16 protein-coding genes, 1 tRNA gene, 3 pseudogenes and 1 riboswitch are annotated in these 14,491 nt (G+C 32.4%); of the genes and pseudogenes, 17 read left to right on the forward strand and 3 right to left on the reverse strand.

Annotated elements, in window-relative coordinates:
- The 10 genes and pseudogenes from BKP37_RS19615 to BKP37_RS20450 form a co-directional block, all read left to right on the forward strand.
- Positions 1-170 (forward strand): annotated as a pseudogene (locus BKP37_RS19615) (IS4 family transposase); the annotation flags it as partial.
- Positions 169-333, forward strand: a pseudogene (locus tag BKP37_RS19620) (IS4 family transposase); the annotation flags it as partial. The pseudogenes BKP37_RS19615 and BKP37_RS19620, both read left to right, overlap by 2 nt.
- A gap of 242 nt (positions 334-575) precedes the next feature.
- A complete protein-coding gene (locus BKP37_RS08050) occupies positions 576-1,706 on the forward strand; it encodes a YqgU-like beta propeller domain-containing protein (protein WP_071309103.1) in 1,131 nt (376 codons plus the stop codon).
- Positions 1,707-1,781: 75 nt separating this feature from the next.
- Positions 1,782-1,882, forward strand: a riboswitch (TPP riboswitch).
- Between the two features lie 75 nt (positions 1,883-1,957).
- Entirely contained in the window at positions 1,958-2,593 is a 636-nt protein-coding gene (gene thiE, locus BKP37_RS08055; protein WP_071309104.1) for a thiamine phosphate synthase, read from the forward strand.
- The gene (gene thiS / locus BKP37_RS08060) at positions 2,590-2,787 is read left to right on the forward strand and encodes a sulfur carrier protein ThiS (protein WP_071309105.1); all 198 of its coding nucleotides are present in this window, start codon (positions 2,590-2,592) and stop codon (positions 2,785-2,787) included. Before thiE ends, thiS begins: the two co-directional genes overlap by 4 nt.
- Positions 2,788-2,830: 43 nt before the next feature.
- On the forward strand, positions 2,831-3,637 hold the full coding sequence (gene thiD, locus BKP37_RS08065; RefSeq protein WP_071309106.1) for a bifunctional hydroxymethylpyrimidine kinase/phosphomethylpyrimidine kinase: 807 nt from the start codon (positions 2,831-2,833) through the stop codon (positions 3,635-3,637).
- Between the two features lie 126 nt (positions 3,638-3,763).
- Positions 3,764-4,462 carry an ABC transporter ATP-binding protein gene (locus tag BKP37_RS08070; protein WP_071309107.1) on the forward strand — a complete coding sequence of 233 codons (699 nt, stop codon included), beginning with the start codon at positions 3,764-3,766 and terminating at the stop codon, positions 4,460-4,462.
- Positions 4,463-4,466: 4 nt separating this feature from the next.
- Positions 4,467-5,228: an ABC transporter permease gene (locus tag BKP37_RS08075; protein WP_071309108.1), complete on the forward strand. Its 762-nt coding sequence runs from the start codon at positions 4,467-4,469 to the stop codon at positions 5,226-5,228.
- A 52-nt stretch (positions 5,229-5,280) separates the two neighbouring features.
- A pseudogene (locus BKP37_RS20445) lies at positions 5,281-5,958 on the forward strand (DUF1385 domain-containing protein); the annotation flags it as partial.
- 75 nt (positions 5,959-6,033) lie between these two features.
- Positions 6,034-6,345, forward strand: a complete 312-nt coding sequence (locus BKP37_RS20450; RefSeq protein ID WP_071309116.1) for an MTH1187 family thiamine-binding protein — start codon at positions 6,034-6,036, stop codon at positions 6,343-6,345.
- A 400-nt stretch (positions 6,346-6,745) separates the two neighbouring features.
- On the opposite strand, the gene BKP37_RS08085 is transcribed toward BKP37_RS20450, so the two are convergent.
- Positions 6,746-7,222, reverse strand: a complete 477-nt coding sequence (locus tag BKP37_RS08085; RefSeq protein WP_071309109.1) for a hypothetical protein — start codon at positions 7,220-7,222, stop codon at positions 6,746-6,748.
- A gap of 84 nt (positions 7,223-7,306) precedes the next feature.
- On the opposite strand from BKP37_RS08085, the gene BKP37_RS08090 reads away from it, so the two are divergent.
- Positions 7,307-7,945: an MBL fold metallo-hydrolase gene (locus BKP37_RS08090; protein WP_071309110.1), complete on the forward strand. Its 639-nt coding sequence runs from the start codon at positions 7,307-7,309 to the stop codon at positions 7,943-7,945.
- A 203-nt stretch (positions 7,946-8,148) separates the two neighbouring features.
- Positions 8,149-9,288, forward strand: a complete 1,140-nt coding sequence (locus BKP37_RS08095) for a class I SAM-dependent methyltransferase (RefSeq protein WP_084034597.1) — start codon at positions 8,149-8,151, stop codon at positions 9,286-9,288.
- A 277-nt stretch (positions 9,289-9,565) separates the two neighbouring features.
- Here the strand turns inward: BKP37_RS08095 and BKP37_RS08100 are convergent, their stop codons facing one another.
- Positions 9,566-10,273 (reverse strand): helix-turn-helix transcriptional regulator, encoded by a 708-nt coding sequence (locus BKP37_RS08100; protein ID WP_071309111.1) that lies wholly within the window; start codon positions 10,271-10,273, stop codon positions 9,566-9,568.
- Positions 10,274-10,681: 408 nt separating this feature from the next.
- Positions 10,682-10,756 (reverse strand) — tRNA-Gln (locus tag BKP37_RS08105).
- A 192-nt stretch (positions 10,757-10,948) separates the two neighbouring features.
- Between BKP37_RS08105 and BKP37_RS08110 the strand changes: the two genes are divergently transcribed.
- The 5 genes from BKP37_RS08110 (at position 10,949) to BKP37_RS08125 (ending at position 14,095) form a co-directional block, all read left to right on the forward strand.
- On the forward strand, positions 10,949-11,137 hold the full coding sequence (locus BKP37_RS08110) for a transposase (protein ID WP_071309112.1): 189 nt from the start codon (positions 10,949-10,951) through the stop codon (positions 11,135-11,137).
- Entirely contained in the window at positions 11,080-11,223 is a 144-nt protein-coding gene (locus tag BKP37_RS20960) for a transposase (protein WP_425424981.1), read from the forward strand. Before BKP37_RS08110 ends, BKP37_RS20960 begins: the two co-directional genes overlap by 58 nt.
- Before the next feature lie 287 nt (positions 11,224-11,510).
- A complete protein-coding gene (gene comGA, locus BKP37_RS08115; RefSeq protein ID WP_071309113.1) occupies positions 11,511-12,560 on the forward strand; it encodes a competence type IV pilus ATPase ComGA in 1,050 nt (349 codons plus the stop codon).
- Positions 12,557-13,588 carry a competence type IV pilus assembly protein ComGB gene (comGB, locus tag BKP37_RS08120; RefSeq protein WP_071309114.1) on the forward strand — a complete coding sequence of 344 codons (1,032 nt, stop codon included), beginning with the start codon at positions 12,557-12,559 and terminating at the stop codon, positions 13,586-13,588. The genes comGA and comGB overlap by 4 nt, the downstream gene beginning before the upstream one ends.
- A gap of 180 nt (positions 13,589-13,768) precedes the next feature.
- Positions 13,769-14,095, forward strand: a complete 327-nt coding sequence (locus BKP37_RS08125) for a DUF2325 domain-containing protein (RefSeq protein WP_071309115.1) — start codon at positions 13,769-13,771, stop codon at positions 14,093-14,095.
- Positions 14,096-14,491: the final 396 nt, after the last annotated feature.

The following is a 14,491-nucleotide window of genomic DNA, read 5'->3' on the forward strand; positions in this document are numbered from 1 at the left end:
AGTTTTACGGTCAAAGCGAATGGGCCATTCATAATCAAGTGTTCATCGCATTAATCGTTTTTTGTTTACATGTTCTCGTTCAAATTGAGACAAAAAGTAAACGGAAAACCTTACAAATAAGCCGTTACTTGAGGGCTGCTTTGTGGAAACCAGCACACATTTGGCTTTAATCAAGTGTTCATCGCATTAATCGTTTTTTGTTTACATGTTCTCGTTCAAATTGAGACAAAAAGTAAACGGAAAACCTTACAAATAAGCCGTTACTTGAGGGCTGCTTTGTGGAAACCAGCACACATTTGGCTTCGAAAAATTGAAGGAAAAGTTGTACCGTAATAAGCTAATTGTCGTCGTCACACAAGTCTGATTGTAAATAATTTTCCAAATGGATGGAGCCACTTTTGTTTGGGTATTTACTTTTTTGGCTTTCAACAGCGAAAGTAATTAAACTGAAAATTCTAACAATATTTATGCAACACTAATGATATATTATATATACAATCAAGGTACTTTTTATTTGTTAACAGCGAAGATAAATGGGATAATTAATCTAATCATTCAATGAGGGGAGGGGTTCTATGCTTAAGAATATTTTTTTTATTATAGCTATTTTTTTAATGGTTAGTTGTATTCAAGCAGACAAACCTTTTCTGATTCGTGATGTGAGTATATATTCCAACAATTTAGTTAAAAAAAATGGGGTGCCTCTAGTACTGAGAAACAATGAACTCTTGCATAGAATTGATACAAATAGATATAGCTTTGTCACAGTAAATGAATGGTTTGATCACGAGTCGATTTTATATTTAACAGATGAAAATGGGATTTCTTATCTAAATAAATTTCATCTTTTTTCAGGTGAGAATGAACTGTTTTTTCAAATTAATGAACCGATATTACGAGTTGATGCCAATCCAGACTTTTCTGTATTTGCAATTGAAATAACATCATTAGACAGGGAAAAACATCTCTATTTTGTTAATAGGAAAGGTACAATTATTCACACACTAAATAATGTTGGAGAAGAATTTCAAATATATTGGAATCCATATAGAAATCATGAACTGATCATTGCTGCTTTGCAGTCGGATTATTCCGTAAAGTTAAAGGAACTTAATCTAGTAGATAAAAGTATTATTGATTTTAATTTTGAATATTCGTATGTTCAATGGATTAACGAGAGTGACTTAGCCTTTTTAAAGTGGGATCTTTTATCTCCGAGTTTTTATGCGCCGCTTTATACGTATAGTTTAGAGACTGAGAAAAAAGTGAAAAAAGTTGATGATATTATAGCATTTTTTTCCTATTATAATCATTTATTAACTATAACCATAGATGATATTGATAAAGAATATTCACAATACACATTTTATGATATGGAAAGAAACAAAAAGCTTACACAATTTCAGGTACCCATTTTAAACACATACTCAGAGCAATGGTGGATTCCAAGTCATGCTTTCGATAAAGAAAGTAAAACTTTTTATATTTTAAAGCCTAGTAATGGTGGAGATTTATTTAGTTATTCAGAAGGTTTCTCTTTAGTATCTATTCAGGTGGAAACAGGTAAAGAAATAATGATAGTTAACATTGATGAAAACTACCCGTTAAAACTATCACCAGATGGTCGTAGACTTTTATTTGGTTATCAACTAGAGGGAATAATTGACCTAAAGAAAAGGGAAAAAAATAGATTAATATATTGGTAGACAAAAAAATTGAAATTAGAGTGTTTTCTGTCATAATAATACTATTAGATAGTTTTTAATTTATTTAATTAAATAAGCGAAGACTAGGGGTGCCTTATGGCTGAGAAAAAGGTTAGACTTTTACCCTTGTACCTGATCTGGGTTGTGCCAGCGTAGGAAAGTCGTTGATTCTAACTGCTATGTAGCCGTAATCCGTCTTTCTTAATGGATTACGGCTTAATTAATTTAAATTTATAAATGGAGGAATTCGGATGAAAGATTTTCGGCTGTACGCGATCACTGGAGAAGAATTTCATAAAGGAAAAAGTTTAGTTGAGGTAATGGAAGCAGCAATTATTGGTGGTGTTGATATTATTCAATTACGTGATAAAAAAAGTAGTAAAAAGGATGTGCTTCATAAAGCCTTGTTACTAAAAGACTTAACGAAAAAATATAATGTCCCTTTAATTATTAATGATCATATAGACGTAGCAGTAGCAGTTGATGCAGATGGTATTCATTTAGGCCAGGATGATTTGCCTTTACAAATGGCAAGAAAGATTGTTGGAAAAGATAAAATAATTGGTATATCGACACATGAAATAGAAGAGGCAAGAGAAGCTCAATTACAAGGTGCTGATTATATTGGTGTAGGTCCGATTTTTGCAACAAAAAGTAAAGAGGATGTTGTCGATCCTGTTACAACTAAATATATTGAAGAGGTAAAAAAGGAGATATCGATACCTTTTGTTGCCATTGGTGGTATAAAGCTTCATAATGTTGATCAAGTTTTGAACGCTGGAGCTACAAGAATTTGTGCAATAAGTGAAATTGTTGGAAGCGCTGATATAACAAAGACGTGTCAATTATTCATTGAAAAAATAAATGAAAGGGTGTCTACTAGATGAACGTGATTATTAATGGTGAAAAAAGAGAGCTACAGCTTGAATCCTTAAAAGACGTAATTGAACATTTTCACTTAGATGAAAATTTAGTTGTAACTGAAGTTAACGGAGAAATTGTTGATTGTGAAGAACGACCAAACACGTTACTTCAAGAAGGCATGAAAATTGAAATTGTTCAATTTGTTGGTGGTGGTTGATTATTAACGCTTATTAATATTATTTAGAAAGGTAGATGGAAAAATGAACATTGGAAAAGCATTAACAATTGCTGGATCTGATTGTGGTGGTGGTGCAGGAATTCAAGCGGATCTTAAAACCTTTCAAGAAAGAGACGTTTTTGGAATGAGTGTTATTACGGTATTAACTGCACAAAATACACTAGGAGTACATGGGGTTTTTCCTCAAACATTAGAAGCGATTGAAGAACAATTAGATGCAATTTATGGCGACATAGGAACAGATGCAGTGAAAACAGGAATGTTATTCTCAGAAGAGATCATTAGCCTTGTAGCAGATAAATTATTACAATATGAGGTACAAAATGTTGTTGTCGATCCGGTAATGATTGCAAAAGGTGGTGCCCCTCTTTTACAGAAGCAAGCAATGAATGCTTTAAAAACACGTTTGCTACCACTAGCAACTGTAGTAACGCCGAATATTCCTGAGGCTTGTGAAATCCTTGGTCTATCAACTATTGAAACTATTAAGGAAATGGAAGGAGCAGCATTAGAAATACAAAAATTAGGACCTAAATACGTTGTTTTAAAAGGGGGTCACTTAGAAGGCTCCAATAAGGCAATTGATATCCTTTTCGACGGGGAAAACTATCATTATTTTAAATCGAAAAGGATCAATACGATTCATACACATGGGACAGGCTGTACATTTGCTGCAGCAATAACTGCAGAGTTGGCTAAAAATCATTCAATTGAAGAAGCGGTGAATATAGCAAAGAAATTTATTCAAGCTGCAATTGAAGACTCATTATGTATAGGAAGTGGCATTGGACCTACAAAGCACAGTGCCTACAGAAAAAGGGAAATATAAAAAATATAACAGACGGGATATACATAAGGTGAAACTTTTGTGTATCCCTTTTTAAAATGGTTTATCATCATCTATTTAGTAGGTATACTGTAAATAATGACAACAATATTAGGATGGTGCGGAACTATGAACGGAAATTACGAGTTACAAGTAAAGAATGTAACCACTCCTAGGGTATCAGGTATTTCTTTTAACGCTTCACTAGGAAACATTATATCCATTATTGGCCCTTCTGGTGCTGGGAAAAGTAGTTTGTTATTATTATTAAATCGTTTGATTGATCCAATAAAAGGAGAGATACGTTATCATAATAAAGTATTAACATTGTACCCGATAATTGAAATAAGGAGAAAAATTGGCTTAGTATTTCAAACTTCTTCCCTTTTTGAAGGTACAGTCGAAGATAATTTAAAATATGGTCCTAGTCTTATAGGGAGATGGGATACAAAAAGGGGACCAGAGTTACTAGAAAAAGTACAACTCTCTAAAGAATATTTATGGCGAGATGTTGAGCAATTATCTGGTGGACAACAGCAAAGAGTAGCTTTAGCTAGAACGTTAGCAAATGATCCAGAGATACTATTGTTAGATGAAGTGACGAGTGCATTAGATTTACAAAGTGTTGACCTAATCGAGCAGCTATTAGTTTCACTTTCTAAAGAAAAGAAAGCAATAATTATGGTGACTCATAATATAAGTCAAGCCGAGCGAATTAGTGATCAATTAATCTTTATGAAAAATGGCACAATTATTGAAAAAGGAAAAACTGAAGAACTGATTCATAACCCTAAAACAGAAGAATTACAACAGTTTTTAAAGGAGTAATTAAATGGCACCGACAATTTCAAATACAGCTATGTTGTTTTTAATAATATTTGTTTTAATTCCAGTTTCATTATCCTATATGTATTCGCTTGGTTTAGGAAAATCAATTACCGGGGCTTCGGTACGTGGGGTTATTCAATTATTTCTTATCGGTTATATTCTTACATATCTATTTGAACTTCCTCCAAGCATTGGCATTCCTTTCATGTTATTTGTAATGATTTCGATTGCTTCATTTCATGCAAGTAAAAAAGGTGAGGGCATAACTAATGTCCGGATTATGATATTTTTAATAATTTCAGGTGTTGAATTACTAATATTATCCATGTGGTTGGGATTTGGGATGATCTCTTTTACATCAGAACAAGTAATCCCTATGAGTGGTATGGTAATTGGTAATAGCATGGTAGCAATTGGTCTAGCTTTAGAACGAATGAAAAATGAATTTCGTGAAGGGAAAGGAAAAATAGCTGCAGCTCTTTCTCTTGGAGCCAAACCCCAACAAGCTACAAAAATAATTGTACGTAAAATCGTTCGAGCTGCAATGATTCCAAATGTTGATGGCTTAAAAACAGTTGGGCTTGTCCAGTTGCCAGGGATGATGACTGGTCTTATTTTAGGTGGTGTAGCCCCTATTGATGCTATTCGTTACCAAATTGTTATATCATTAAGTATTTTTATATGTGTGTCCATTAGTGCTATGTTAGTAACAATGCTGTTGTACCGTTATTTTTTTAATAAAAATATGCAATTAATAGACATGTAGACTTAATAGGATCTTTGTAAAGTTTTTTAATATAAGGGGGTGTGGCGTCGAGGTGATTAAGGGAGTTTCGTATGAAAATGGAATATTCTTTATTGGTAAGCGTCATATATCTTGTGCCTACAATGATAATGGCATTATCAGAGACTGGATAAAACCATTAAATCATCATTCTATGGTTCAAGTAGCAAAACAAGTGACTTTTTCTATGCCACTTTGGTTTAAAGTCTTAACAATCATATATTTTACACTTATTTTCTTTCCTAAATTACTTTCTATTTTCGGTGTTTACTTTTTATGGAATGGCTTACCCTTTTACTTTTTCTTTTATTATATGTTTGGAACTCATTTTATTTTTCCAAAGAGTTTACGAAAATATCATGGTGCTGAACATAAAGTGTTTAGTTACCGAGGTCTTAAGACAATGGCAAACAAACAGGAGATTAAAGAGGCTGAGATTACAAATCGTTATTGTTCAACTAATCTTGTTGTTATATATTTTGGCATGGTAATCCTTTGTACAATTATACTATCTTTTTCATCTCCGTTAGCTAAGGCTGTTCAATGGGCTTCTTATGGTTCGTTATTATTGACTCCTACTATTAACTATATGTTAAATTGGAAAGGGATTAAGTTGCTCAAGTTCATTGTTTTAAAGCTTTCTTATTTTTTACAAAAGAACGTAACAACAACAGATCCAGAGGAGTTTCATATCAACACTGCGATAAGGTCTTATCGTAGATTAGCACTAAGAGAGTTTCCTAATCAATTATTTGAAAAATCTAGGCATAAAAAGGAGGAAAAGAAATTGGCAATTGTAGATATAACAATTATTCCTATTGGAACGAATGAACCGAGTGTTAGCCAATATGTCGCTGAAATTCATCAGTTACTTGAAACATATAAAGATAAGGTAAAGTATCAGCTCACACCTATGAGTACAATTATTGAAGGAGAACTCCCCGTCTTGTTCGAAGTTATCCAAGCGTTACATGAAGTTCCTTTTTCAAAAGGAGTTCAAAGAGTTGCGACAAACATTAGAATTGATGATCGAAGAGATAAACAATTAATCATGTCTGAGAAAATACGTAGCGTTGAGGGGAAATTAAATAAATCTTAACTTCATTAAGAAAAGCGCAAGGTGCCCGCCTATCGGTGACAAACACTGGAAGACCTGCTCGTAGCGGTGTCGGGCTTTTGACCGAAAGAGAAGGTCTTCCAGTGATCGAGCCGATGGCGCCTGGAGCTAGACAGTTTCCAAGTTAGAAATTTATAAATTCTGATTATATTAAAAAGCGTCTTACAGCCCTTTAAGAATGTAGGAAAAGTTGAAGGTAATGAAATATAACTTTAGCGGGTGACTAAATTTAATGGGCCAGCCTATTAGTTAAGGTATATTTATAATTGTTACAAAAACCGAGTTATATAAATCTATATCTAGTTACGTACGGTTTAATGTAACTAGATATAGTATCTTTTTGGCTGGAATGATGAATTATGAAATTTATTAAATTAAGTAATTATAAGTAAAACATCACGTTTATTTTGTATGCTTCGGCAATTCCTTCAATTAATTCTTGATGATAACGTTCAACAAAATAAATCGTTCTAATTTGTTCTTTTTCATAAGCAATTAGATGCTCATCCATTTGTTCTAGGGCATATTGCAAGGCTTTTTCATTATTACCAGAAATGGTGAAGGGAATAACTAAATCCTTATATAAATAGAAATTCCCTTTTTGAGAAGTAAAGCCAAAATCGATAAAAATGTTTTTCATTTCCGGTTCCTTTAATTTATATAATGCAAATGTATCTTCAAAAACATCATAATAAGTTAATAAATCTTTTAATAAGATTTGATCTTCAGATGATGAAACTATAAACCCAAATTCGTTGTAATCGATGCTTTTTTCAAAAATGAAATTATTTATTTTTTCATGTTTAGTTAGTAATTGTTCAATTTCTAAGGATGTCTCCAATACTGTTAAGGTATTCATAAGTCCTCCTCTCTTCATGCTTTGATAGGGCGTTAATTTAAGTGTAAAATAAAATATATTAAAAATGCAAAGGAGTTGTTTTAAATGGAGTGGAAACAAATTCCATTGGGCCCGTTACAAACAAACGCGTATGTTTTATTTAATGAAAACAAGGAAGCAATAATATTTGATCCAGGTGGAGAAGGTACAAAATTAAACACTTTACTTGAGGCAGAGGGCTTATCGCCAAAAGCAATTTTGTTAACACATGCTCATTTTGACCATATTGGAGCAGTAGATGATGTTCGTGACTTTTGGAAAATCCCGGTCTATATACATAAGAAGGAAAAAGATTGGTTAACAGATAGTAAAAAAAATGGATCGACTTTATTTTTAGGTGGGAGTAACGCAGTAAAGGTTAATGCGGCAGACTTTTTTATTAAAGAGGAGGGAAGGCTTGAAATTGGTTCGTTTAGTTTTGAAGTATTTGAAACACCAGGCCATTCACCTGGAAGTGTATCGTATTACCTAAAGGAGTTAGGGATTGTTTTTTCAGGGGATGTTCTATTTGCTGGTGGAATAGGAAGAACAGATCTCCCGGGTGGAAGTTATGACGTATTAATGGATAGTATTATTAATAAATTAATGGAACTACCAGAACAAACTACAGTAGCTTCTGGACATGGGCCACTTACGAGAATAGGTATTGAAATGGATTCAAATCCATATATAAGTAAAAGATAAAAGGTAAACAAAGCTATTTAAGAAAAAAAGGAGGATGACGATACGTCATCCTCAAATGGGGAGTTAATCTTAGTTATCATAAATGAACTTTTGAGGGGAGGGGGAACTCCCGAAGATCATTGCTAACTTACAATCTTATTATATAATCGCATTAACACTGTGTCAATAGTGTTAATCATAAAAAGAGGGAAGGAGAGTTAGTTTTGATAGATAAGTTAATAGATAAAATTATACAGAATGAAAATTGTATGATTAATTACGCTGATTACATGAGTTTTGTTTTGTATGATCCAGTAATAGGATATTATATGAAAGATAATAAAAAATTGGGCAGAGAAGGAGATTTTTATACTAGTAGTGGTGTACATGCAGTTTTTGGTAAGGCTTTTGCCCACTTTTTTTTAGATATTATTCAAAAAGAAAAGCTTCCGGCAGTAATATGTGAATTTGGTGGTGGGGATGGACGTTTTGCCAAAGCAGTCTTAGATGAATGGCAACGAATAGCACCAATTGGTATGGAAGATCTAAAATATTCCATAATAGAAACGAGCCCTTTTCATCGTCAAGAACAAAAAAAACTACTTTCAGACAAAGTATTTTTTAAACAGTTTGATAGTTTAGAGGTATTTAGTAAAAGTAATTCGAATATTTTTGAGGGCATTATTTTTTCTAATGAATTACTAGACGCTTTTCCAGTACATGTTATTGAGAAACAAAATGGTAACATTTATGAAGTGTTCGTGTCATTTAATGAAGAAAGAAATCAACTGACTGAAATAAAAAAACTATGTAACAATGATAATGTATTGTTGTGGATTGAGAAATATGGACCAAAATTAAAAGATGGACAAAGAATCGAAGTTCCTTTGTATATGAACGATTGGATAAATAGTATATATCAGTTTCTTAGTAAAGGATTTCTAGTTACCATTGATTATGGCTTTACAAGAGACGAATGGATGTTTCCACAAAGGAAAAAAGGAAGTCTTAGAGGTTATTGTAAGCATCAACTTGTAGATAATCCACTTTTGTATCCAACAGAAATGGATTTAACGTCTCACATACATTTAGATGCTTATAATGATGTAGCAATAGAAGTTGGCTTCGACAAAATCATAGACATTAGGCAAAATCGCTTTTTATTAATGATAGGGATGTTAGAATTTTTACAGGAAAATTATGACCCTAATCCTTTTTCTGAAAAAAGTAAACAAAATCGTGCGATACAAACACTAATAAATGATAATGGGATAAGTTCCGCATTTCATGTATTTCTTCATGGAAAAAAGCTTACTGCAATAAATTCATATGGCTTTTTAAATGACAATCCTTACGATATATAACGACTAAAGAAAAAATGACCTCATTTTGAATAACTTTCATCAGCTAAAGCTGATGATTAGTTGTTCATATTAGTCCACTTTCAATTAAAGTTTAGTTTACCTTACCTTAAAGAAGAAAATGTAATCTGTATTAAAAGTAAAAAAACAAGCCAAGTTACATTAGCTTGTTTTAAAAAAGGATTTGGGCTGCTGTTACAAAAATAGTTTATAGGTATTGGAGAATTTATCTGTACGAAGGTCTGAGAGTACATTATACTAGACAAAAGTATAATGTGAATTATGGTAATACTAGTGTCTTATACGAACATAAACTGTAATCTATACCCTCTGACATAAAACTTTCTTTATTTAAATCGATTTCCCCAAAAAAGTAATCAAAAAATCCATGAATTAATGCTTGGTGCATTTTACAGATAGGTGCACGATCTGGAACTAATTCTTTAAAAGTACAGTTATAAATTCTAAAGTTGACTTCATGTGTTTCTTCATTATAATGCATTTCTGGATTCAAACCTTGTTGCAAGGCGACTGTCTTAATATGATTTAACTTTTCTTTGTTTTCTAAATCATTCAAACTTAGATCTAGTGCTTGTAAATACGTCCTAGCCGACTCATATCCATATTTACGTCCTGTTTCTGTTAAAGCTTTTTCACCAATAGAACCTAAACTTAAAAGTGTATCGATTGCGATTTCAGATAATTTTTGATAATCTCTATATGGAAATTGTAGGCTTACTACTTCGTCTGAAAGTCTATAAAATCGACTAGGACGACCACCTTTACCTGTTTTTTTTGTTTCTGAAATTAACATATTAACATCTTCTAATTTGGTCAAATGAAGCCGCGCTACATTCGCATGAATTTCAAATGCATCTGCTATTTCTTGAACTGTTACATCTCGATGCTGTTTCGTAACATATTGATATATTGAAAAGCGTGTAGGATCTGAAAGTACGCCAGTAATTTTTAGAGTTTGATGCTCCATTTTTTTCACTCCCTATGACATTCTAAATTAATTATAATACAGTATAAAATATAAATAAATGTATTTTCAATTTAATTATGTGGTTAAAGGTGGAAATGTTCAGAAATTGTACATTTTTAGACAAAAACTCCGTGAACTCTTTATCTTATTAGCAATTCAAACAATTCATTTTAAGAAAATTACACAAGAAAAGCTCCAGGCGCCCGCCTATCGGCGCCTGGAGCTAGACAGGTTTCCAAGTTAGAAATTTATAAATTCTGATTAAATAAAAAAGACTCTAATTTAACTATTAGAGTCAATACTTTATCCCGCTCTTAAGGGGCAGTAAGTTAAACTAACAATCAGTGGGGGACGAAGGGAAATCCCCACTGATTGAAGTTAAGCTTAAATAATATTGGATACTAATGATGGCTGGGATGGCAGGATTCGAACCTACGCATGACGGAGTCAAAGTCCGTTGCCTTACCGCTTGGCGACATCCCATTGAAGTAACATTAATTATTATAATAATTATCCTCAAAAATATACAAGAGAAAGTATTATTTTAAGTCATTAATCTAAAAAAAATTATCGCTTTTAATTTCCAAATGCGTGGTCTAACTCCACCGTCTTTAGACGGTATACGCTTTTAGCCTTACACTTCGATGTCCATACTTAAGTTGTGAGGTGAAAAGTATGGACGGCTATAAAAAGAATAGTCATGCAGTTTATGATATCAAATATCATGTAATCTGGGTAATAAAATACAGATATAAAGTATTATATGGTCCGATTGCCATAAGAACACGAGAGCTAATCAGGCAAGGATGCGAAGCGAGAGGCATCACCATTTATGGGCAAGAGGTTATTTTTGTGCCACAGTAGGAAATGTGGATGAAGAAACAATTAGAAATTATATTGCAAACCAGTTTAATGAAGAAAAGAACGACATATTTAGGATTGAAGAATGAGTTTAGTCAAATTTTAGTTTGCTTAAGCATGTTGGACTTTGAGAGGACTTCAGTCTTAAGAAACGACTTTAGTCGTCGACATTTTATGTCCAAATCCACCTGCTTTAGCGGGTGGTCGTTTAATAAAGCAATAGGTAACACTATCAAACGGATGAAAATTATGAGGGTAATCATGCACTCGTAAATAAAACTTCCATAAGCTATAAACGAGCGTTCTCTTTAGTGAATATACTCAACTCCACAATATATAAATAAGTTAAATTAAAAAATAAAAGGAAGTGATACTATTGTCAGCAATTGAATTGAAAAGTAATGCTATTATCTTAAGGGCGATACAAATCAATGCATCAGATATTCATATTATACCGGGAAAAAATTATTCACATGTTCAAATGAGGGTAGATCATCGATTATTAGATGTTGAAAGAATTAAAACCACTGAGGCAGAAAAACTTATCTCCCATTATAAATTTCGTTCGAAAATGGACATTGGAGAAAAGAGGAGACCACAAAACGGATCATTATGTATGTCGATTAATCAACAGCAAACAAACCTTCGAATATCTACACTCCCAACATTCCCCCATGAAAGTTTAGCTATACGTATTCTACCACAAAACAAAATTGAAATTCCTTTAGAAAACCTAGCCTTATTCAAAAGCCAAACAAATAAAATAAGAGCTTTACTCAAAAAAGCACATGGTTTATTACTATTCTCGGGTCCAACAGGATCTGGAAAGACGACAACTATTTATTCGTTATTAAATGACAGTTTAATTAAAAATAAGAGGATAATATCGATAGAAGATCCAATTGAGAAGAGGATAGATGGTCTTATTCAAGTCGAAATAAATGAAAAGGCTGGATTAAATTATCAAGAAGTACTAAAAGCGACACTTCGGCATGATCCAGACATTATTGTGATAAGCGAAATAAGGGATACTCAAACAGCTAAAATGGCTGTTCGAGCAGCTATGACTGGTCATCTAGTCATTAGTACCATCCATGCCAATAATTGTATTGGATGTATTTCAAGACTTAGAGAATTTGGCATAGCTGAATACGATATCAAAGAAACAGTAATAGGATTAGTTTCGCAACGGCTATTAGAATTGAAGTGTCCTATTTGTGTGGGAAATTGTTCTTTATTATGCCAAATAAATCGTAAAAAAAGAAGACTTGCAGTTTATGAAATATTAGCTGGAAAACTATTAGAAGAGATTTTTTGCGACTCTAGTAAAAGATTTGCATATGAAAGTTTGGAGAAAGTGATAAATAAAGGAATTGCTTTAGGGTATGTTTACGAAACTGAATTTGATAGGTGGTTAACTAGATGAAGAAGAAAAATTGGAACAATGATGAAAAGGCTGATTTTCTCATAAGAATCGGTGGCCTTCTAGATCAAGGATATACGATTTCAGAAACTTTGGAGTTGTTTCTTAAATATGACAAAGAAAAATTAAAACCTATGATGTATCAATTATTAGAGGAACTAAAAAATGGTAGATCTTTTAGTGATGCATTGTTGGTTTTAGAAATTCCTGAATATATCATAAGTTTTGTACACTTTGCAGAAAACTACGGAAATTTATCGAGTGGTCTACAAGAGGGAGGAGTTTTATTAAGAAAAACAGACGAAAATAAACGGAAGCTTCAAAAGCTGTTTAAGTACCCCATATTCTTGTTATGGATATTAATTATTTTCTTCGTTATAATATACAAATTCTTATTGCCTCAATTTGTATTACTTTTTTCCACACTTAATATTTCACTACCATTAATAACTAGATTGTTTATGTTTACTCTTGAAAATACCCCAACTTTCTTTTTGCTATTCCTTATAATAATGAGCACGGGTTCAATTTATTTTGTTGCTTTCTTTAATAAAAAATCGGTTTTTGAAAAAGCAAGGTTTATTGCAAAGTCACCTCTGATAGGTAACTTTTATAAAATGATTTCAACATACTTCTTCGCAACAAATTTAAGTTATTTAATTAAAAACGGGATGTCAATTTACGACGCATTAAATTTATTTAAAGATCAAAAAAAACTAGGCTACATAAGCATAGTAGCAAAAGCTATTATATCGAGACTTGAAAAAGGCCAAACATTGCACCAGGCACTGTTAAGTGAACCCCTTTTCTTAAAGGGGTTGGCGTTTATCGTTGACCATGGACAATCAAGTGGCAGGCTTGATAATGAATTGAATGATTATGGTAGGTGGATACTGCTAGATTTTGAGGGGAAATTAAAGAAAATTTTCATGATTATTCAACCAACATTGTTTGTATTTATTGGCTTGATCATACTATTTATGTTCATCTCAATCATGTTACCTATATATACGTTAATGAAAGGCTTCTAATTAAAATAACTAGAGTTAGATGTCGTCGCTATTATAAAAAAACATTAAGCATATCACTGGAAACTAGTTATGATATTACTGATTTTATAAAATCACTTCTTAATTAATATTATATTGACGTTGATAATCGTTATCAACTATAATGTTTATAACGAATACTTACTAGAAAGGAGTGGCAATATGAAATCATTACTAGTTGTGGGAGCGGATCATCTAGGAACAATTCCTCAAAAGTTAGGTGAATTAGGTTTTTCAGAAGTTATTCATCTGAATGGTAGGAAAGTACAAATGGTAAAACGAGAAATACCTGAAAATATCGACTCGATTTTAGTTTTAACAGACTATATTAATCATAATCTAGCAAAAACATTAAAGAAAAAAGCTCAAGATCAATCTGTACCAGTATATTACGCAAAAAGATCATGGTGTTCAATTTATCAAGCTTTATCCAAATGTGAACGTTTATGTCCTGATCATGATAAATGTAAACAAGTTGTTAAACACTAATTTCTCAATTATAAAAAGGTATTATAATTGAGTGAATTTCACAATTCAGCCGTTAAAACTATATCTGGTTGTGAACGCGAAAAATCAATTACATATAGTATCTCTGTGGCTTGACATCTGTACTATGTAATTTTTATCCCATTTCTCAAGGGGCAGTAAGACCCCAATGTCATCAGGCTAAGGATACAAATATTGGAATGTTACTTTGAGGCCACTGAAAAAGTGAATGTTTTTGAAAAACGAATGATTATAGGGGGGCAAAAATGTCGCCCTAACCCTCAAACGAGCCTTAGAAGCGATTCTAGAGGCTCGTTTTTTGAATATTATTTTTCAGATAAAAAAATTTGGACTTTTTCAGCAGTCCGTGTTACTTTCTGCTTCTTTTTTTGTAATGAG

The sequence above is a fragment of the Anaerobacillus alkalilacustris genome, from assembly GCF_001866005.1.
In the GTDB taxonomy this organism is placed as follows: domain Bacteria; phylum Bacillota; class Bacilli; order Bacillales; family Anaerobacillaceae; genus Anaerobacillus; species Anaerobacillus alkalilacustris.